The organism is Nitrospirota bacterium (assembly GCA_020846775.1).
Taxonomy (GTDB): Bacteria; Nitrospirota; 9FT-COMBO-42-15; order HDB-SIOI813; family HDB-SIOI813; genus RBG-16-43-11.
Map to the genome: position 1 here is coordinate 21,995 of JADLDG010000005.1, position 20,136 is coordinate 42,130.

Annotated in this window: 24 protein-coding genes; 4 read left to right on the forward strand and 20 right to left on the reverse strand. The window is 44.6% G+C overall.

Going from position 1 to position 20,136, the window contains the following annotated elements:
- Positions 1 to 23: 23 nt before the first annotated feature.
- The 6 genes from IT392_00505 to IT392_00530 form a co-directional block, all read right to left on the reverse strand.
- Positions 24 to 1,229: a type II secretion system F family protein gene (locus IT392_00505; protein MCC6542968.1), complete on the reverse strand. Its 1,206-nt coding sequence runs from the start codon at positions 1,227 to 1,229 to the stop codon at positions 24 to 26.
- Complete coding sequence (locus tag IT392_00510) at positions 1,229 to 2,320, reverse strand: type IV pilus twitching motility protein PilT (protein MCC6542969.1); 1,092 nt, start codon at positions 2,318 to 2,320, stop codon at positions 1,229 to 1,231. The genes IT392_00505 and IT392_00510 overlap by 1 nt, the downstream gene beginning before the upstream one ends.
- A gap of 50 nt (positions 2,321 to 2,370) precedes the next feature.
- Positions 2,371 to 4,077, reverse strand: a complete 1,707-nt coding sequence (pilB, locus tag IT392_00515) for a type IV-A pilus assembly ATPase PilB (GenBank protein ID MCC6542970.1) — start codon at positions 4,075 to 4,077, stop codon at positions 2,371 to 2,373.
- Positions 4,078 to 4,155: 78 nt separating this feature from the next.
- Entirely contained in the window at positions 4,156 to 5,034 is an 879-nt protein-coding gene (locus IT392_00520) for a shikimate dehydrogenase (GenBank protein MCC6542971.1), read from the reverse strand.
- Positions 5,035 to 5,079: 45 nt separating this feature from the next.
- The gene (locus tag IT392_00525; protein MCC6542972.1) at positions 5,080 to 5,607 is read right to left on the reverse strand and encodes a CDP-alcohol phosphatidyltransferase family protein; all 528 of its coding nucleotides are present in this window, start codon (positions 5,605 to 5,607) and stop codon (positions 5,080 to 5,082) included.
- Positions 5,608 to 5,614: 7 nt separating this feature from the next.
- The gene (locus IT392_00530; protein ID MCC6542973.1) at positions 5,615 to 6,577 is read right to left on the reverse strand and encodes an HD domain-containing protein; all 963 of its coding nucleotides are present in this window, start codon (positions 6,575 to 6,577) and stop codon (positions 5,615 to 5,617) included.
- A 146-nt stretch (positions 6,578 to 6,723) separates the two neighbouring features.
- On the opposite strand from IT392_00530, the gene fbp reads away from it, so the two are divergent.
- Entirely contained in the window at positions 6,724 to 7,731 is a 1,008-nt protein-coding gene (gene fbp, locus IT392_00535; protein MCC6542974.1) for a class 1 fructose-bisphosphatase, read from the forward strand.
- 121 nt (positions 7,732 to 7,852) lie between these two features.
- Here fbp and IT392_00540 read toward each other — a convergent pair whose 3' ends face one another.
- The 7 genes from IT392_00540 to IT392_00570 form a co-directional block, all read right to left on the reverse strand.
- Entirely contained in the window at positions 7,853 to 7,978 is a 126-nt protein-coding gene (locus IT392_00540) for a transposase domain-containing protein (protein ID MCC6542975.1), read from the reverse strand.
- A 19-nt stretch (positions 7,979 to 7,997) separates the two neighbouring features.
- Positions 7,998 to 8,471, reverse strand: coding sequence for a hypothetical protein (locus IT392_00545; GenBank protein ID MCC6542976.1), 474 nt, complete (start codon positions 8,469 to 8,471; stop codon positions 7,998 to 8,000).
- Between the two features lie 35 nt (positions 8,472 to 8,506).
- Positions 8,507 to 9,037, reverse strand: a complete 531-nt coding sequence (locus IT392_00550) for a DUF488 domain-containing protein (GenBank protein ID MCC6542977.1) — start codon at positions 9,035 to 9,037, stop codon at positions 8,507 to 8,509.
- Positions 9,038 to 9,100: 63 nt separating this feature from the next.
- On the reverse strand, positions 9,101 to 9,643 hold the full coding sequence (gene folK / locus IT392_00555; protein ID MCC6542978.1) for a 2-amino-4-hydroxy-6-hydroxymethyldihydropteridine diphosphokinase: 543 nt from the start codon (positions 9,641 to 9,643) through the stop codon (positions 9,101 to 9,103).
- Positions 9,636 to 10,010: a dihydroneopterin aldolase gene (gene folB, locus IT392_00560; protein MCC6542979.1), complete on the reverse strand. Its 375-nt coding sequence runs from the start codon at positions 10,008 to 10,010 to the stop codon at positions 9,636 to 9,638. Before folB ends, folK begins: the two co-directional genes overlap by 8 nt.
- 6 nt (positions 10,011 to 10,016) lie before the next feature.
- A complete protein-coding gene (locus tag IT392_00565) occupies positions 10,017 to 10,781 on the reverse strand; it encodes an SDR family oxidoreductase (protein MCC6542980.1) in 765 nt (254 codons plus the stop codon).
- Between the two features lie 21 nt (positions 10,782 to 10,802).
- Positions 10,803 to 11,450, reverse strand: a complete 648-nt coding sequence (locus IT392_00570; protein MCC6542981.1) for a GTP cyclohydrolase I — start codon at positions 11,448 to 11,450, stop codon at positions 10,803 to 10,805.
- 600 nt (positions 11,451 to 12,050) lie between these two features.
- On the opposite strand from IT392_00570, the gene IT392_00575 reads away from it, so the two are divergent.
- Together IT392_00575 and IT392_00580 are read left to right on the forward strand one after the other, a co-directional pair.
- Positions 12,051 to 12,773, forward strand: coding sequence for an FAD-dependent oxidoreductase (locus IT392_00575; protein ID MCC6542982.1), 723 nt, complete (start codon positions 12,051 to 12,053; stop codon positions 12,771 to 12,773).
- 20 nt (positions 12,774 to 12,793) lie between these two features.
- Positions 12,794 to 13,144, forward strand: a complete 351-nt coding sequence (locus IT392_00580; protein ID MCC6542983.1) for a DUF488 family protein — start codon at positions 12,794 to 12,796, stop codon at positions 13,142 to 13,144.
- Positions 13,145 to 13,258: 114 nt separating this feature from the next.
- Here the strand turns inward: IT392_00580 and IT392_00585 are convergent, their stop codons facing one another.
- Positions 13,259 to 14,296 (reverse strand): NAD(P)/FAD-dependent oxidoreductase, encoded by a 1,038-nt coding sequence (locus IT392_00585; GenBank protein MCC6542984.1) that lies wholly within the window; start codon positions 14,294 to 14,296, stop codon positions 13,259 to 13,261.
- Positions 14,262 to 14,546, reverse strand: coding sequence for a hypothetical protein (locus tag IT392_00590; GenBank protein MCC6542985.1), 285 nt, complete (start codon positions 14,544 to 14,546; stop codon positions 14,262 to 14,264). The genes IT392_00585 and IT392_00590 overlap by 35 nt, the downstream gene beginning before the upstream one ends.
- Positions 14,547 to 15,379: 833 nt before the next feature.
- Here IT392_00590 and IT392_00595 point away from each other — a divergent pair.
- Entirely contained in the window at positions 15,380 to 16,525 is a 1,146-nt protein-coding gene (locus IT392_00595) for a hypothetical protein (protein MCC6542986.1), read from the forward strand.
- Between the two features lie 91 nt (positions 16,526 to 16,616).
- Here IT392_00595 and IT392_00600 read toward each other — a convergent pair whose 3' ends face one another.
- From IT392_00600 to IT392_00620, 5 genes are all read right to left on the reverse strand, one after another.
- The gene (locus tag IT392_00600) at positions 16,617 to 16,916 is read right to left on the reverse strand and encodes a hypothetical protein (GenBank protein MCC6542987.1); all 300 of its coding nucleotides are present in this window, start codon (positions 16,914 to 16,916) and stop codon (positions 16,617 to 16,619) included.
- A gap of 118 nt (positions 16,917 to 17,034) precedes the next feature.
- On the reverse strand, positions 17,035 to 17,841 hold the full coding sequence (locus IT392_00605; protein ID MCC6542988.1) for a restriction endonuclease: 807 nt from the start codon (positions 17,839 to 17,841) through the stop codon (positions 17,035 to 17,037).
- Between the two features lie 84 nt (positions 17,842 to 17,925).
- Positions 17,926 to 18,249 carry a type II toxin-antitoxin system RelE/ParE family toxin gene (locus IT392_00610; GenBank protein ID MCC6542989.1) on the reverse strand — a complete coding sequence of 108 codons (324 nt, stop codon included), beginning with the start codon at positions 18,247 to 18,249 and terminating at the stop codon, positions 17,926 to 17,928.
- Complete coding sequence (locus IT392_00615; GenBank protein MCC6542990.1) at positions 18,246 to 18,467, reverse strand: addiction module protein; 222 nt, start codon at positions 18,465 to 18,467, stop codon at positions 18,246 to 18,248. Before IT392_00615 ends, IT392_00610 begins: the two co-directional genes overlap by 4 nt.
- A gap of 724 nt (positions 18,468 to 19,191) precedes the next feature.
- Positions 19,192 to 20,133, reverse strand: coding sequence for an MBL fold metallo-hydrolase (locus IT392_00620; GenBank protein ID MCC6542991.1), 942 nt, complete (start codon positions 20,131 to 20,133; stop codon positions 19,192 to 19,194).
- Between the last annotated feature and the right edge of the window lie 3 nt (positions 20,134 to 20,136).

Below are 20,136 nucleotides of genomic sequence, written 5' to 3' on the forward strand. Positions count from 1 at the left end.
ACCCGGCTTATTACTACCTTCCATTATCCTATAGTCCCCGCTAACTTGAATATTGGCAGATACATGGCTACAACTATGAATCCTATAACCACACCAAGAAAAATCATCAAAATGGGTTCAAGAAGAGATGTCAGGATTCCTACCGTTGAATCAACTTCTTCATCATAAAAATCTGCGATCTTTGACAACATAGCATCCAATGCCCCTGTTGTCTCACCTACAGCTATCATCTGTACAACCATAGGTGGAAACACTTTGCTTGCTTCAAGGGGCTCAGAAAGGGTTTTCCCCTCACTTATGCTCTGCCTTGTAGCGTAGATTGCCTTTTCAACCACCTTATTTCCAGATGTCTTTGCAACAATGTCAAGGCCGTCCAATATAGGCACTCCACTGCTTATCAGTGTGCCAAGCGTTCTGGTAAACGTTGCAACCGAGATCTTCCTTGCAAGCATGCCAAATACAGGTAATTTCAAAACCATAGAGTCTATTACCATTCTACCTTTTTGGGTCTTGTAATATTTACGTACACCGAAGATTGCAGCGGCCAATATCCCTATGATAATAAGAATATTAGCACGCATGAAATTACTTGCACCAATTACCAATTGAGTCGGCACCGGTAGGGTCCCTCCAAAATCTGTAAACATTTTGGCAAAGATAGGTATAACATAGACAAGCAATACTATGATTACGATAAAGGCAACGGCTACAATTGTGGAGGGATAAAACAGGGCGGCCTTTACCTGGCGTTTAAGCTTTATATTCTTTTCTATGTATTTGGAAAGCCTGTTTAATATCGTATCCAGTATACCGCCAACCTCCCCTGCGGCGACCATATTCGCGTACAAGTCACCAAAAACTTCCGGATGCTTCTTAAGAGAATCTGCATATGTAGAGCCGGCCTCCACATCCTGCCTTATCTCGTTAATAATTGAGGCAAAGGCTTTATTATCAGCCTGTTTGGACAAGATGTCCAGGCACTGTACAAGTGGTAAACCTGCATCTATCATTGTGGCAAACTGACGGGTAAACAATGCTATATCCCTGTCAGAGGCCTTAGATTGAAAAGGTAAATTAATACTGAATTTCCTGGCACGTTTTGCAACAGAAGTAACCATTATATTCTGTTTGCGCATTATAGAAATTACTTCATCCTTATTTTGGGCAGTTAATTCTCCCTTCTGCCTTTGTCCCTCTCTGCTCCTGCCGCTCCACACATACGTTTCCATTATCTTACACCTCCTGCACCAACACCTCCCCTATTGATCATTGCCAGCAACTCTTCCGGCAGATTCGAACGACCTAACGCATCGTCTTTAGTGATAACTCCGCGTAAAAAAAGGTCATTAAGGGATTGGTTCATTGTTTGCATTCCATACTTGTTTTGACCTGTTTGCATGATTGAGTAGATCTGATGAACCTTGTCTTCTCTTATAAGGTTTCTGATAGCCGGATTAGGGACCATAACCTCCAGACAAAGAGCACGCCCCATACCACCCTTTTTCGGCAGTAATTGCTGTGAAATAACACCCTCAAGGACAAAGGAAAGCTGAGCCCTTATCTGCGGCTGCTGATGGGGGGGGAACACATCAATTATTCTGTTCATAGTCTGAGCACAGGAATTGGTGTGCAGTGTGGCAAAAGTAAGATGTCCTGTCTCTGATATTGTCAGCGCAGCCTCTATGGTCTCAAGGTCTCTCATCTCACCGATCAGTACAATATCAGGGTCCTGCCTCAAAATATATTTCAATGCATTCTTAAATGACTTGGTATCAGCATGAACTTCTCTCTGATTTACTACACACTTCTTGTGGGCATGTATAAACTCAATCGGATCTTCTATTGTGACTATATGTTCTTCACGCTCGGCATTAATCATATCAATCATAGTAGCCAGAGTGGTAGATTTCCCACTGCCGGTAGGGCCCGTAACAAGAATAAGACCACGTGGTTTCCTTACGAGATCTTTAATAACTTGAGGAAGACCCAGCTCTTCAAATGATCTTATATGAAATGGAATAGACCGGATAGCTGCAGCCACTGCACCCCTCTGGACAAATATATTTGCCCTGAATCTGCTAAGACCCTTAATACCAAATGAAAGATCAAGCTCGTTTTCTTCCTCAAAACGGTGTTTCTGGGATTCCGTCAGTATGCTATAGCACATCTGCTTAGTATCAGATGCAGTTAGCTCATTATTGCCTACAGGAGTCAACCTCCCATTAACCCTCATTTGCGGCGGCGAACCGGTTGTTATATGCAGATCCGACCCCCCCCGCTGAATGGTAAGCTGAAGCAGCTCATACAAATTTGCACTCATATTCCACCTCCTTGCAATGAGTATCTGCTGTTACGCTATCGTCATAATTACTATCCGAATGTAGTTCTCAGTATTTCTTCTACCGTTGTCACGCCCTCTTTAAGCTTTGTCAGCCCGCTCATCCTGAGTGTCTTCATACCTGAATCTACTGCCTTCTTCTTAACTTCTGCTGCTGATGCACCCTGCAGAATCAACTCCTTAATCTCATCATTAACTGTCAAAACCTCATATAATGCAACACGTCCTTTATACCCTGTGTTATTACATGCAGGACAACCTTTCCCCTTGTATGTGATAATTGACTCAACTTCCTGCTGGTTTATTCCTAAATCCAATAGGATAGCCGGGGTCATCTTTTCTTCCTCCCTGCACTCTTTACATATACGCCTCACCAGCCTCTGGGCTATTATCAATAATAAAGAAGAGGCAACAAGAAACGGTTCTATCCCCATATTCAGGAGCCTGGTAATTGTACTCGGTGCGTCGTTAGTGTGAAGTGTGCTCAAAACAAGATGTCCTGTAAGTGCGGCCTTGACAGCTATTTCAGCTGTCTCATAATCTCTTATCTCTCCAACGAGTACTACATCCGGGTCCTGTCTTAAGAAAGACCTGAGGGCCGCTGCAAAATTCAACCCTATTTCCTCTTTCATCTGAACCTGATTTACCCCAAAAAGGTTATATTCTACGGGGTCTTCTGCTGTCATGATATTGATGCCGACTTCATTTATCTGCTGAAGGGCAGCATAAAGTGTTGTACTCTTTCCGCTTCCAGTGGGACCGGTAACAAGCACCATACCAAATGGGGAATGAATGGCCTTCATAAGGTCATCAAGCGCCTGCTGCTCCCAGCCCATTTTTTTAAGATCAAGACTCAGAGCGCCCTTGTCGAGAATCCTCATTACTACCTTCTCACCAAAAAGACAGGGAAGTGTACTTACACGCAGGTCAATCTCCTTGTCTTTCATCTTCAGCTTTATCCTCCCATCCTGCGGGAGACGCCTTTCTGCAATATCAAGCTCCGCCATGATCTTCAGCCTCGATGTCAGGGCCGCCCTTAGCTTCATTGGAGGATTCATTACTTCATAAAGAACTCCGTCAATACGGTAACGGACACGGAACTTCTTTTCATACGCCTCAATATGGATATCACTTGCGCCCTTTTTTATTGCGTCTGATAAAATCAAATTTACCAGTTTGACAACCGGAGCCTCATCAACGGCCTCCTTCAGCTCTCTTAAATCAACCTTTTCCTCTGCATCAGCCTCTACTATGTCCAAACTGTCATCGCCGCCGTCCATGCTCTTCAGTACCTGCTGGAGGTTCATTGAGCTCGTATCATACATTTTAGCCATTGTGGCCTTGATGACACTCTCAGAAGAAACAACAACCTCGATGTCATAACCTGTCATAAACTTAATGTCATCAATTGCAAAAACATTAGAAGGATCCATCATGGCCACAGTCAGGACAGCCCCTACACGGCGAATTGGTATAACATTATACTTTTGAACCACCTCTGGAGGGATCAGTTTAGTGACTGAAGCGTCTATTTCAATCTTTGTGAGGTCAACGGACTGCACACCATATTGTTTACTCAGGAAATGCAGGAGTGTTTGTTCCGGAATATAATCGAGCTTAACTAAAATGCTGCCAAGACGCCCGCCTTCTTTTTGTTGAAATGCAAGGGCCTTTTCGAGTTGTTCTTCTGTAATAAGACTTTCATTGACAAGCATCTTTCCTATTTTGCTGATTATCACTTGTTCTCCAATAGTCAACTGCACGCAAAAGCAATCAGTCAGCAGTTTCTTAATAAACCTACCAACAATAAGCTCACTTTAAGATCTGCTTGAAGATAAACTCTGATGAAGTGCGTCTTGCAATACTTGTCTCATGACATGAACTGGCGGCTCAATACCGGTCCATAATTTAAAGGAGGCTGCTCCCTGAAAAATCAACATTCCTGAACCATTCATATACCCGCTGCACAACTCCTTTGCATATCTTATTAATTCGGTATCAGGAGGATTATAAATTAGGTCGCAGACAAAAAGATCTCTATGAAGGAATTCTCTGGGTACGGGAGAGGGATCTTCCTTCATTAGCCCTATAGAAGTTGTATTTACTACCATGTCAACGCTGTTTATTACGCCTCGTAAATCTTCAGGGTCCATTCCTTTAACGTCAAGATTAATTGAAGAAAAGTATTTACCAATCTGCTCTTTAAGGGACTTTCCCTTGCTGATAGTCCTGTTAGCAATAAGAATGGAACCGGCTCCTCCTCTTGCCAGAGAAAAAGCTACAGCCCTTGCTGCACCGCCGGCGCCTATAATCAGGATTGAGCGGCCATTAACAGACTGTCCGCATTCATTAAGGGAAGCAATAAAACCTTGTCCATCCGTGTTATGACCTACAAGTCTGTCACCGGAAACTGTAATTGTATTAACTGCCCCTATCATCTTTGCCTCTTCTGACAATTCTGAAAGACAAGATATTACACTTTCCTTATATGGAATAGTTACATTAAGTCCGGCGATATGCAAGGCTCGAATGGCGCTAATAGCTGTCTCTAAGTGTCCTGCATCAACAGGAAACGGGACATAGCAACAATCAAGTCCCAGAAACTCAAATGCGGCATTATGTAATACAGGTGAGAGGCTATGGCTGACAGGCCGTCCAATAATTCCAAAGACTTTCGATTTTCCAGTCACTTTCATGTGTTATTATATCATCTAATCCTTGAAAGACAAGATAAGCATGAACTAACTATAAAAAGTTCTAATCTCCCTGTATATATAATGTAATCCGGATAAAGCGGTAGCAGCAACTGTAACGACTAAAAAGCTATAGAGGACATATCCTTTTATTCCTGACAAGACTGTCAAAATTGTCAGCACCTGCAGAACTGTAGATGCCTTTCCTAAAACAGATGGCCTTATATGATATTTACTTATATCAATAAACCCCATCAGTACCAGCAAAGTAATACCTATTAAAACATCCCTTCCCACAATAACTATTGAAACCCATACTGGTATCATTTTTAACGCTGCAAGGGTGACAAACGAGGCAAAGAAAAGGAGCTTATCCGCAATAGGGTCAAGATATTCCCCTATCCTTGTTTTAAAACCCCATGTTCGTGCAATAAACCCATCCAGGGCATCGGAAATACCTGCTGCCGCCAGGACACCAAGCGCATACATGTTATGACCCCGGATCAGCAAAGATACAAATACCGGGATTAAAAGTATCCTTATGAAACTTATAAGATTGGGCAGATGCTTCAACAAGGTCTGTTCACTCTGTATTTCCGCTTTTATACAGGTACCTGTCAAGGGGTTTGTTGTAACTGGTAAAATCTCCCTCGCCCGTGTCTGTCAGGACAGCTTTGCGAAAAACATTGACCTTGGCGCTCAAATCATCCAGATTATGGAGTATGATCGCCTCCAGGGTCTGAGGTACCTTCGGCGAACCCCACTCATATGTCCCCTGATGACTGACTATGAGGTGCCTTAAGAGCATGGCAAGTTTGACTGGAAAGTCTCTGATTAAGCGGATCCTCTCATCCACCATCTCTACCCCTATCATTATATGTCCAACAAGCCTTCCTTCGTCAGTATAATCAAGGCTTCTATTGAACTTTAACTCCCGAACCTTACCGACATCATGTAAGATTGCCCCGGTAACGAGAAGATCCAGGTCTATCTCATCATAATGATTCTTCATATCCTTGCACAGGTCAACAATCTCGAGTGAGTGTTCAAGGAGTCCCCCCAGGAAAGCGTGGTGAATCTCCTTGGCTGCCGGAGCCGTCCTGAACAACCCCATGAATTCTTTATCTTCATAAAAGAGTGTCAGCAGTTTCTTTAAGAAAGGATTCTTGAGATTTCCTATTACTGCTAATAACCTTTTCTCGAGTGCATCAAAATCATATTCTGACACTGCAATAAAATCACTCAGATCAACCACCTCGTCTGCAATCTTCTCTACAGCCTTTATGTTGATCTCCTTTGTACCCTTATAACTGCTCATAACCCCTTTTATCATTACAATATCATCTGCAGCAAATCTGCCGGTCAATTCTTCAACATTGTCCCAGACTTTACCATCTATAATACCGGTCCTGTCGCACACCTTGAGCATAAGATAAGGCCTCCCGTCTTTTCTCAGAAGCTGCTGTTTAACTTTTACAAGAAAGATGTCTTCAACCTGGTCGCCATCTTTTATATTCGTAATTTCACTTATAAATATTGTTTTCATATTTATATCCTTTCCTTTGAGGGAATTATATGGAATAGTAATATGGCTGTCAACCGATTCAGACTGACGAATACTGTGTCTTTAATTTGACAAGCACATCCCGCTTTGTTACCATCCAGTAAATCTACTCACAGGGAGGTCATGCCATGAAACTAAAGACCATAGAACGGCATATACTTGAACAGCAGCGTAAATATCCTGAGGCATCGGGCGGGTTTTCCGGACTACTTTATGATATAGCACTGGCTGCAAAGATGATCTCAAAACAGGTCAACATGGCTGGTCTGGTCAACGTCATAGGCCCTACAGGAGATGTCAATATTCAGGGCGAGGTTGTACAAAAGATGGATACCTATGCTAACGAACTCCTGATTAATATATTGACAAACAGCGGTAAGGTCTGCGCAATTGCCTCAGAGGAAAATGAGAATATTGTTGAAATCCATGATGAGTTTCTGGTGGGTAAATACGCCATCAACATGGACCCCCTTGATGGATCTTCCAATATAGGCGCCAATGTAAGTATCGGAACGATATTCTCAATACATCGTAAAATAAGTAAAGGACATAAAGGGGCAGAAGAAGACTGCCTTCAGAAGGGGACACAACAGGCCTGTGCCGGCTATGTCATTTATGGGTCATCAACTATGCTGGTATACACTACAGGGACAGGTGTCCATGGATTTACATTAGATCCGACTGTCGGTGAGTTTATCCTTTCTCACGAGAACATTCAGATGCCGGAGCCTTGCAAAATATATAGTGTAAATGAAGGTAACTTTAATTACTGGGACAACGGCACAAAAAAATATATAGAATCTCTGAAGGAGGTGGATAAACCTACAAACCGTCCGTACACTTCACGATATATTGGCTCTCTCGTATCAGACTTTCACAGAAACCTTATATACGGCGGGATATTCCTGTATCCTGCTGATTACAAAAAAGACCCGAAAAATCCGGAGGGAAAACTCAGGTTACTGTTTGAGGCATCACCGATTGCATTTGTCGCTGAACAGGCCGGAGGATATGCAACCACTGGGACTCAAAGGATACTGGACATAAAGCCGGAACATCTGCACCACCGGGTTCCATTGATAGTGGGGAATAAGAATGAGGTTTTGCGGTATGAAGAGTTCGTGAAGAAGGGCTAAGGGATCTTTGACATCCTCCCTGACACTATTTATCTTCTTGGTTTACTCAATTTCATATGACTGCATAACGACTGAGAGCCTTCGACTATATCAACTGTAAGCGTCTAATTAAGCGCATCCCTCAGAATTTCATATTGATGATGAGTTCACGATCTGCGTACTGAGGCAGCAGTGCCTTGTAATCTGAGTCACTCGTAACCACAGGCAGCCGTTCAAAGAGATATCTGAGGTATCTGTATGGCTTCAATCCATTGGTCTTTTCAATATCATAGACTTTGGATAGTTCGCTTAATCTCTTGCAATTCTCGGACTCTAATAATGGCTTCGCCGCGTAAAGGGAAATGCATGACAAAAACTTTTGACGCGCTTATATTTTCTTGCCAGCCAAAAGAGAAATCCTTTGATCCGGCGTACTTTTCATACGTGACTTTGCCGATGAAGCAGACCACCTTCGGCATCTCAGCTTTTATAATACGAGAAATCTTTTTACGGCCGGGCAACTCCTCGTGCTTCTTAATCCCTGTTATATCTCGCGTCGGTCTATCAATAATGTTCACGAATCCAAGCTCATATACCGTATTAAATTTTTCTTTGTAGACACGTTCCAATGTCTTGTCGTCGCGCAATTCGTCTCTTTTCTCCTTAATGAGACCGGCGTCCGAGAGGAGGTACCAAAAGAGCTTATTGTTGGAAAACGGCACTCGACGATTGAACGATCCGGGATGAGGATTAATACCCACGAAAAGTATTCCCGGCTTCTTGTATCTATAGCGGATCATGTTTCAGGCCCGGGATATATGATCTGCCCTTTCTTTACTTTCAAAAAAGGCGTCAGGCGGTGCTTTGTGGCGGAGGTGCGGCTCATGATGTCTTTCACTGTCCACCCTCTTTTCGTGAGTGCGTCGGCAATAAGCGAGCGGTGGCATCGCCACGGCACGGCTTCGGCGCACATGATAGTTGTTTCTCTCAAACTAGCGGTCTTTATAAGGGCTTCCAGACCTTCTGAGAATTCAGGCGTTGCCATGTAATCGGCGAATCCTCTAAATGAGGCGTTGCGCCAACCGAGATTTAACGAATCTTTCGTTGAGTGGCGTAGCCCTCCGAGTTTTTGTACATGCTTATACCGTATGTGCGCCCGTTGTAATGATTCTTTGAGCGTCTCTGAATTGAACTGAGGGTTATGGCGCGACTTTGGTATTGACCTTACGTCAATGATCTCTTTAATACCATGTGCCTGTAACAGCTCCACAAATTCACCGATAGGATGAGTAGAATGGCCGATGGTAAATATTACAGGTTTCTTCATAGTGCATTTTTTGTATCTTTATTTTCCATTAAGTATCAGCATTTTTATTCAGTGAGTGGCCTGTCAACGCAAAATGAGGCGGCGAAGCATATCGGTGAATTCGCTTTCAAGGTGCAGGGCGATTTTAAGTTTTGTTACAGGTTCAGTTGAAAGCAGCTTGCCGGTATCCGGCATGACAATGTCAGGTGCAAGCTCTAAAAACGGAACAGCCACAAACGAATAGGTGTAAATTGACGGATCTGGCAGGCGAAGGCCGGGCTCATTAATTACTGATGTCCCGTACAGAATGAGGTCGAGGTCGATAGTTCGCGGTGCGAATTTATCGTCAGAACGCACGCGGCCAAGGCGTACTTCAATTTTTCGCAGGATATCAAATTTTATTTCGTGCGGTTGATGATCGGTTTTAATTCTGACAACGCCATTTAGAAAATAAGGCTGCGCAGAGGCGCTGACGGCGACGGTCTTGTAGAAATTAGAAATGGCGGCAATCGGCATTTGTGTGCTGAGCATAGTCAAGGCGCGGCAAATATTGTCCTTCGGATCGATATTTGAGCCAACGGCAATAAAGGCATCGGCCACAGGCCCGGTATGCAATATTTCAGTCATCGCTGCGCATCCTGAAAATTTCGATTCCGACGCTTTTTGCGTATCGCAGTGCGCCGGGTTTCTCAACTCGTATAGTTACGGCCTTGACGACTGGGTGGGTAAGACAAATCTGAGCGATGCTGCCTGCCAGCCGCTCGACAAGATAGAAACTTGAGCTTTCCACTGTTGTGACTATCTGCTTTTTTATTTCTTTGTAGTCAATGGAATCATTAATGCGGTCGTTTTGACAGGGAAGTCTCAAATCGGCATAAAGAGTGATGTTAATGAGCACATCCTGTTTTTGCGTGCGCTCCCAGTCGTTTAGGCCGATAACGCATCGAAGCAGCAGATCAGTAATACAAATTTTGTCGAACTTTTCTCTATCCATAAATCTTCATCCGTACGTATTGCCAATAAGGTGTCTGCCGCCATCGACATAAATGACCTGGCCGGTGACAAATTCGTTATCTATCAGAAAGCGGACGGCGGCCGTGATCTGGCCGACATTACCGATGTTGTTGAGCGGATTGGTGGATTTAAGCTGCTCAAGATAAGCCCGATCTTTACCGGCCGGAGGCAGTATCAGACCCGGTGCAACAGCATTGACGCGGACATTAGGGGCAAATTCGAGCGCCATCATTTTTGTCAGTGCAAAGAGTGTGCGCTTGGCCAGATGATACGCGGCGTGCTGACGGTCGTAATCGGTAATACGTGAATCAAGAAAATTAATGATCACCGGCAGCACGGCCGACGCACGATGTTTGTTCAAGCTGGCAAATGAACGGGAAAGCAGAAACGGTGCGAAGGCATTGGTCATCATGTTGCGCTGGATGTCTTCCATTGAAATTTCAGTAAGGCCGCCGGTTTCAAAAATTGAGGCATTGTTAATGAGCACATCGATCGGCCCTGCTATGTCCCATACTCGCTTGAGCAGATTTTGCGCCTCAGCAGGGGATTCAAGGTTTGCGGCAATCGTAAAGGTCGTGGTTCCGTTGTCGCGGATTTCTTTGGCCAATTCTTCAGCAGCTGATTGAGACGAGCGGTAATGAATAACTACGGCGGCGGCTTGATGAGCGAGATATCGTGCTAATTCCCGGCCGATCCGATTGGCTGCGCCGGTGATCAAATAGGTTCGTTTTGAGTTTTGCAATGCCGTCATCAAAGTCCTCGCGTTATACTATCATTGTTTCTTTCCGCATGCCGCCAGAAATTCCGCTCGCAGCGCTGAATCGCCATCATAATTTCCACGCCAAAACATCGTGCGGCTAATGGAAGATATTTCTTTAACGCCGCGCATCTCGACGCATAAGTGATGCGCCTCAATGTACACGGCGACCCCGTGAGGAAGAAGAAGTTGGTTGAGGGTGTCAGCGATCTGTTGACCGATTCGTTCCTGTACCTCAAAACGACGCGAAAAAAGATGCACCAGACGCGTGAGTTTGGAAAGACCGATAATATGTTCATGTGAGATATAGCCGACATAGACCACGCCGTAAAACGGCAGGCAGTGATGTTCGCAGAGAGCGAAAAAGCTAATCGGGCCTTCGATTATCTGACTCAGGCGACAATCAGGCCCGCCGCGGCACTCGGTTTCAAACACCTTGACTAATTTTGCGTCGCCGTCATAACCCTCAGTCGACTCGATAAGAGCCTTGATAAAACGGCGGGGCGTTTCCTCTGTGGCGGCGGTATTCAAATTCAGCCCCAGTGCGGCGAATATCTCGGCGGCATATCCCTCGAATTTGCGGATTTGTTCGTCACTGATCTGGCGTTTTTTAACCTTCAGGAAATTATTTTCGTCAGCGATTACATGCTCGTCAGCGTTCATACTCAAAGCCCTCTTTTCTTTTTTAAATGATAGATGAAAGGAAATTACTTTTTTTCATCTCATGGTTATTTTAGAAAAAACAAAGAAATATTACAAATTATTTTTATTTCATCATTATGTCAACATGACTTGTGACGTGTTTGCTTTTGAATATATTTGCCTAACCTTGACGTCTCCTGTTTTGGAGAGTAGACTAAGACTCAACATTTCCATTTTCCTGTTTGCAAGATCTTGAGGAGCACAAATCGATTGTCGCCGCGTTGGAGAAGCTCTTAGCGGCAGCGAAAAAAGCGAACAAGGTGGAATACGTGGAGTTCGCCAAAGAACCGATGCATCACGGGCAAACTGAACAGGAGGTGTCGTACATTCATTATGTCGAGGGGATGTACGAGACTGCAATGAATCCGGCATCTGGGCATTACCCAGAAGGGGCAACGGTTCCACACTAAGACAAATGACACCGCGTGCAACGCGGCCTGACAACTCATTGCAGGCGCGACGGACTTAACGGGCCGCGCGGCCTGAACTCGAACGTTCGAGCCACTGCGCGTGGCGTTTTTGTGTGTGTTATTTTCTAAACGACAGTACGGAGAATTGCATATGCCAATCTACAAAGTCAAATTAAAATACAAACGGGAAATCGCTGATGGAACGATGGCGTTTCATTTTGAAAAGCCGGAGGGGTTTGCCTACAAAGCTGGCCAATCCGCGGACTGCACCCTGATCAACCCCGCAGAAACTGACGCCGAAGGCGGCACACGAACGTTTTCTATGACGAGCGCCCCTTACGAAGACGATCTCATGTTCGCAACACGGATGCGTGACACTGCGTTCAAACGGGTATTAAAAACCATGGAGCCAGGCACGGAAGTCACTCTGGATGCTCCTCATGGCTCGTTCACGCTCCACAACAAGATGAGCATTCCAGCCGTTTTCCTCACCGGCGGTATTGGCGTTACGCCTGTGAGAAGCATTGTCCTTCAAGCTGTTCACGACAATGTTCCGCGCCAAATCTTCGTCTTTTATTCCAATCGCAGGCCGGAAGATGCGGCGTTTCTGGACGAGATGATGAAATCCCACAAGACAAATCCGGACTATACCTTTGTAGGCACGATGACGCGGATGGAAGAATCCAGCCGCAAGTGGCATGGGGAAACCGGGTTTATCAACAAGACCATGATCCTGAAATACATTGATGATTTGACGCTCCCCATCTACTACCTCGACGGCCCGCCAGCGATGGTGAATGCGATGCGTAAATTACTGAGCGAAGCGGGAGTCGATGATGACAATATCCGTACGGAAGAGTTTTCAGGCTACTGATGACGGCTTAAGAGTAAACCATGAAAATCAGGATTAAAAGGGTATATGAACAGCCGGATAAGCATGACGGCCGACGTATCCTCGTGGACCGGCTCTGGCCGCGCGGTTTAACAAAGGAAAAAGCAAACATTGATCTGTGGTCAATAGATATTGCCCCCGGCACGAAACTCAGGAAATGGTTTGGCCACGATCAGAGCAAATGGGAAGAGTTCAAGGAAAGGTATCTCGCCGAACTAAAAGGCAACAACGAGCAAATCCGGCTCTTAAAGCAAGAGTTGGACAAGGGCATCGTGACGCTCGTCTACGGCGCAAAGGACGAAGAACACAACGAGGAGGTTGTCATCCAGGAGAACAGCGCATTATTCCGTTAATCAATGCTTCCGGCACTCAAGATACGTTTTGCTGGAATTGCAGGGATAAGAGGGGGTATACCAGGGCTAAATGCCATATATTAGAACTGCTGAATTCTGAACACCTGTGGCAGATTATGATTGCTTGTCAAACACCTTCAGAGAAGTACTGTGTATATCCCTCATCTTGCCTCTTGGCCTTACGTATGGGACACTTCTTCGAACCGCCTGAGCAGCATCTGAAAATCCTGTAAGAATCAGCTTTAATTTACCAGGATAGTTTGCAATATCTCCAACAGCAAAAATACCTTTACGGTTAGTCTCCATATTTATATCCACTTTTATCCGACTGTCTTCTATATCTACCCCCCAATTCTCTATGGGTCCAAGATCAGATGTAAAACCTAACAGAAGCAGTATGTGATTAGCTTTTATAAACACTTCTTTTCCCGTCAAGTCTGTGATGATTACTTCTTTCGGATATTCAGTGCCTGTAACACTCTTTACCTCATAAGGGGTAAGAATCTTTATACGTCCTGTTTTTGAATACTCAGTAATCCTTCGAACCGAATCAGGATGCGCCCTGAACGTCTCCTTACGATGGACAAGGGTTATCTCTCCCGCAGTATCAATAAGGTTAAGAGCCCAGTCAATGGCTGAATCCCCCCCTCCTACAATAACAACATCTTTTCCTTTAAATAAGTTTTTTCCCCTGACAAAATAATAAACACCTCTTCCCTCAAATCTTTCAATGTCCGGCAGCCCAAGTGTTCTCGGCTTAAATGCACCAAACCCGGCCGCTATAATAACAGTCTTTGTGAGATACAGGCCTTTGTCAGTTTTAACATGGAATACATCCGCGGAGTTAACAATCTCTAATGCTTTTTCGTTAAGACGTAACTCCGGAGAGAATTGATCTGCCTGATTGAACAGATTCTTTACCAGATCTTTTGCTGTTATTTTCGGAAACCCGGGGGCATCAAAAATATATTTTTCCGGATAAAGAGCTGATAGCTGGCCGCCAGGTTCTGATATACTGTCAATGATACGAACCGACTCCTCATACATCCCTGCCTGGAAAGCGGCAAAAAGGCCAGAGGGACCTGCACCGATGATTGTAATATCTTTTATTTCTTCCTCAGACATATTTTTTAATGGTAAAACCCATATCATCTATAATCCCGAATTCTATATACAGGATATGTCCATTCTCTTCCATTTCCCTGATTTCAACATAGGTTGCCTTATCCTTCGGCAATATATTACCAGCGGCGTCTGTAAAATAAAGATATGCAAAACTACCGCCATGAGGTGTAGCGCCATCATAGCGATATACCCCCTCTGACTCCTGAACAAGCACACATTGCCCACCTTCTGCAATAGCATCACAACCTATACATTGACAGTAAAATCCTTTATCCAAGCTTTGAATATTACATCTTGGGAAACGCATATATGATCTTTTCCTATACCTATAAGCGGAAATCTATCATTCTCCGGGACCTGATGCCGGTTCAGTACCCTTGAGCAGATACTACCTTCCGTGAAATCCGAACACGAAATGCGATCGCATCCAGGTAGAGAAAAATAATTCTCTACTCACCAAGGCTGTGCTTTCACCATTCGTCAATAACACGCTTGAGCCGTCCCACAACCCTGGAGACAGCACTCTTAGACAAAGGAGCGCCTCGAATGGTGTACATTCATTCTTCATAGGCGTGTCCCTCCTTGGTTTTGGCCCTCTCAAAGGTCTTTTTTTTGGTTACTAACAGGATACGCCTTTTTAATTTTCACAGCAAGAGGGACACTACCGGTAAGAATAACCCTGTTCTGATCATGAAAGTGCCGTTAACTATGTGCACTTGCTGCCTGGTGATGCCCTGTTGTTTGTGCAACTCCTCGTGGCATCGCATCAACTCATATAGCTATCCTCCTCAATTTACCACGAGCTGTTGAATAAGACTCACAGGTATCCTTCCGGCCTTCTCCTGCAAGACCGGTTCTTTATGCCCCTCATGCCATGCCAAATGCTCTGTGGTCTTTTCTGAGTGGGGCGGTTATTTAGACGCTTACTTTTCCAGTTGTAAATGATTCTTATTTAGATTAGCATTATTTTATTCGATTGTATGTTTAAGTTTTTTCACAATAAATATTGTTAACTGAAGAACGCTGTTTTGATAATTTTATACCATTAGTTTTTGAATCTTATTCTGCTAAAATTTTAATAATACGGAATTAAATATGAGAAAATTTTCTTTGTACTTACTTAAAGGTAGTTTGCCCCTTGTCAGTTTTATTGTGCTTGCTCATTCGGGGCTTGTATCTGCCGCATCGGATCTAACTTGGTCTGGTGATTTCCGAACAGGTTATTTTTCGAATAAAAAAGATGCGCGTGATGGTGTAAATAGCTCCAGAGATGAAGGCCGGGTGCGGCTACGTATTGGTGGTGAATATACAGCGAGCGAAAGCTGGAAATTTAAACTCAGAGCTGCCGGAAGAACTTTTCTGGAAAATAATCATCCAGACGCGGAGATAAAAATTTTCAGCGAAATCCCTTCGGGTGATGGTCTACGGGCGGGGGATGCAACACTAGATGAAATCAATGCCAGGTATATAAAAGATAATCTGGATGTGATATTTGGTCGTTTTCAAACCAAGATGGAATTAGATGGGGTAGCAAAAAAATCATTGGATCGAAATGATAGTCCAAATACGGATATTACCTGGACAGATGGTGTTTATGCCAAAATAAAAGTGGCGGGTGACTGGGCTCATCATTTTATCCTTCAATATAATTACTCAACGGGTGCAACCGAAGTCCGTCGTTCACCGCTTGATTTTTCTTCATCGGCAAGTCGTGCGAGCGCATTTTGGGCATTAGAAAATCGTAAAAAAGCAGGTGCTTTTGTACAGCGTGGAGTTGATATCACTTATTTACCAGATGCTTTATGCACTGATGGCGGTTCATGTAACCAACGTAAAGATTACATCACAATAGTTGGACGAGCAGCGATGGAATGGCCTTTAGGCACATCAGGCACAAAATTTATGTTGGGTACAGAAGCGGGGTATGCTGTAAATACCCAGACACGTGTTGCAGCAAATACTGGCACAAGTGGTGATGCAGATGGCCTTGCATGGCAACTGACATTTAACTTTATTGATATTGTACCTAAACATAGTTTAGGACTTGTCTACGCAAATGCCGGTGCAGGTTGGTTGATATCACCGGATATTCGCAACAATAACTCTTTAGTTGAATTGCGTTATAAATGGGCAGTTGATAAACGTAACAGCATAGAAGCACGTATCCGTCAGCGTCAGGATTTAGAAACACTCGTTGGTGAAACGCGTAAACAGGTTGATGATGATTTATATGTTCGCTATACGTGGAAGTTCTAAGCATAAGGACAAAAGCCGCCTTCGGGTGGCTTTTGTTTAAAATGGCTTAACTCTCGCAAGAATAATAATAGCGACTAATAGTAATATTGCCTCATGGTTCGATTCCTACAATTTCGAATTTATTAACATCAACAAGACCTTTGTCTGTTATCTTCAGTTCCGGGATTACCGGAAGTGCAAGAAACGAGAGCTTAATGAAAGGTGACAGAGGCATTACTCCAAGCCCCCGGGCAATAGCGAGAAGCCGTTCTTCTTCTTTCACAACATCCTCAAGAGATTTGTTCGATAACAAGCCGGCTATTGGTAACGGCATGCTCCCCAGCACCTCGTCTCCGGATGTTATTACGTGACCTCCCCCCAACCTGATTAATTCCTTCACTGCAGAATACATGTCGAAATTAAAAATAGTCGCTGACACTATTTATCCTCTTGGTTTACTCAATTTCATATGGCTGCATAACGACTGAATCCAGTGGATGGCGTTATTCGCCACTCGCTGGATTTGCTTGTTAACCCTCATATGGTTTTATTGCACGACAATTAGGAAACTTTGAACAACCCCAGAATTTTTGACCAACATTTGAGCCCTTCTTTGCAGTTCTTAAAACCATTTCACTGCCGCATTCTGGACAAATAACAGACGCCTTTGAAACAAGCAGCGAAGCTTTACGATCGCGCTGAACGTTTCTAATAAACTCCAACAGTTGAGAGCCTTCGACCATGTCAATGGGTTTGTTTGCTGCGAAATTCTTTGCTTCTTGAGTAAAGAAACCAGAAGTCATTAAAATTGACTTGTTTGCATTTTGAGAAATTTGAATGCCGTATAACTCGCGAACTTTATCAACACCTACCTTGATATTTCGCCACTGCTTACATTGAACAAGAATCAGTTCGCCATTCTTCTTCAATGTCAAATCAATGCCGCCATCAGGACCAGCACTGGTATTTTCATATACGGTATATCCTTGGCGCCGGTAAGCCTCCCCGACTAATTCCTCAAATTCCTTCCAGTTTAAATTACGAACGGTATCAATGGATTCCTGCTTATCCAAGAGTTTACGCTTCCGCCAAGAATTAATTACCGAAATAGGAGCAGGAATTAACAATAATAGTGCAATTATCGGAGCAATCAAGGGCGCGGCATTAGCCAGCCCTTTGAAAAGCATATATGTCATTTGTGACAGCCCCTTTTGCTGAATTTCTATTGAGGGTATGAAGTATTTGAGAATCAGATATGAAATGCCAGATAACGCAACACTAACCCACCACGGAAACAGAACCAGCAGGTCGAGAATTGATTCATTCTTTTTTGCCATTAAATTTCCTCTATTTTATGGATTAACGAACTAAGCTCACCTGCGAGTGTGCCCGCAGGGGCGCACGTCAGATGGAGCGCCTTGTTAGGGTGGCTTTGGTGCATTTCGATCCCGGAGTTTTGCTTCGACGGTGAGGGGGTCGCGGGCACAATGGAAGACCCCAAACACAATAATCGTGTCGTCTTCTATCCTGAAGTAAACAGCGTAGGGAAATCTCCGAAGCAGACGACGCCGAAATTCGCCGTGCACCTTTGGGTAAAGCACTGGATTGCGTGGAATCTCACCAGCACAGGCATAAAACACCCGAAGGAATTCCTCTCCGAGGCTCGGCGACTTCCTTTCATACCATACATAACCACCAATGACATCTTCCGCGACTTCGGGAAGGAAACGCAGGGTGTATGTCATTTCGTCCCTTCTATTCTTGTCCGAAGTTCCTCAAGAGATAAAAGGTTGCCAGGACCCAGTTCATATCTTTTGAGCCTTTTGTCCAACTCATCCATATGGCTCTGGGGGACAGGTACGACAGACTCATCCGAAGCAATGTTGTCCCACAGATCCTCAACCAACAGGATCTTTTCCGGCGTGTTTAATTTTGTGATTTCAGGAATATCGCTTATACGCACTGTTTATCTCCTTTCTTTATAGATGCCTTAATAATAACATTTTTGGGTTTGTTTAGCTATGTCCCTAACGTTCGCCATAACCGGCAGTGAAAAGTGGGGCGACGAAGGCGCACAGCTTTTCACTGTCCGCGTTGATGGCGTTGTTAGATGCTAGTGTAGTGCGTCATAAATAGCCTTACATAATAGAAGAATTACATATACTGTCATGCATGAGCAGATGAGCGGCGCCGATTGTTTTATCACCGGAGGAACGGGCCACGATAGATATGTGGTCACGTGGAAAGCGTTTTCCTGCGCGATTAGTCCAAAGGGCACAGATTGTTCTAATGGCAGCGGGGGTCAGTGGTCCGGTTAGTCGGGGGTCCAGGTCGGGGGTCCAGGGTCGGACCACGCTAACCTATTGATATTTACGATAAGCATTCCTATAATAGGTGTATTCAGCCCTTAGAACACTATTTTCAGTGGTAAAATTGGCATTGTAAGGAGGGGGGAGACTCTCTAAGTTCCTAAGTATCATTAGTTTTTTTCGCAACATTTGATCCTGTTGCTCTTGTATCAATTTATTATCCGTGTGATTTTATCCCTAAAATGACTGCTCTAAGCCATAAATTAGGGCATCTGTTTCGATTTTACTGCGTAAATTCATATAGTTAGTTCGGTCCGACCCTTGCAACGCCGCTGCAACGCAGCCGCTCAAACTTGCAGCTCAAACCCGGTTGCGGACTTACCACTCGCCCCTCCGGTGGTTTGAGACCCACCGATACATGCCCATGATGTTTAGAGTCTTCATGGTGTCAAACCCGATCCAGTGTATTGTTTCATCACTGAATTTCACGTTGCGATAGAGCTGATCCCATGACTGGCCGGCTCGCACTAGATCCAGGACTTGCTGGTGAAGGTCCACCATATAATTGCGCAATGCCGCCTCGTCTGCCTTTATTGCGGGGCTGTAGTGGCCAACGTCGATAATCTCAACGTCTTGCTTGGCCACCCAGTCAAGTGTCTCTATCCACCCGGGGTAGTAAAAGTCCAAGAAGTCGTTGTATGGCATTGACTTGCTTTCGCACACGTCGGTGCACTGCAGGGCCTTGTACTTGGGAAAAAGCACCATGGTCATGCTGTCCGAATGGCTCGGCGCGACCCGGTGAAGCAATACGGTTTCGCCTCCAAGTGTGATTGTCATGTCCGTATCGAACGTTCGATCTGGCAGTGCTGTTGGTATCTTCTCCCCAACAATTGGCTCGACGGCGCGCTGATTGGCAACAACAATTGCACCTTCGCTCTGGAATATTTGCCCACCACTAATATGGTCGGCGTGAGCGTGGGTGTAGATGACATATTTGACCTGAACGTTGAAGCGCTTTTTGATCTCATCGCGAAGCCATCCCGCGGTGCAGGTCATGGCAGGGTCAATTACCAAAGCGCCCTCTTTAGTGACCAGCACGAAGCCGCTGTGAACGGCGAGTCCTGCGCCAGTTGTATGGCGATAGAGATTGCCATTAATTTGATCAAGGCTGCGAGGATTGTTAGGGCAATCGCCTTCAGTAAAGTCAGGGAGACGTGGTCTGTTCTCAAACTTGGAATGATCAACAGGCAAGCCATTGTCTGAAGCAACTGCGGCAAGCGGGGTTATAACGCTCAAGGCAAGCAACAATAGAGAACGAATGAG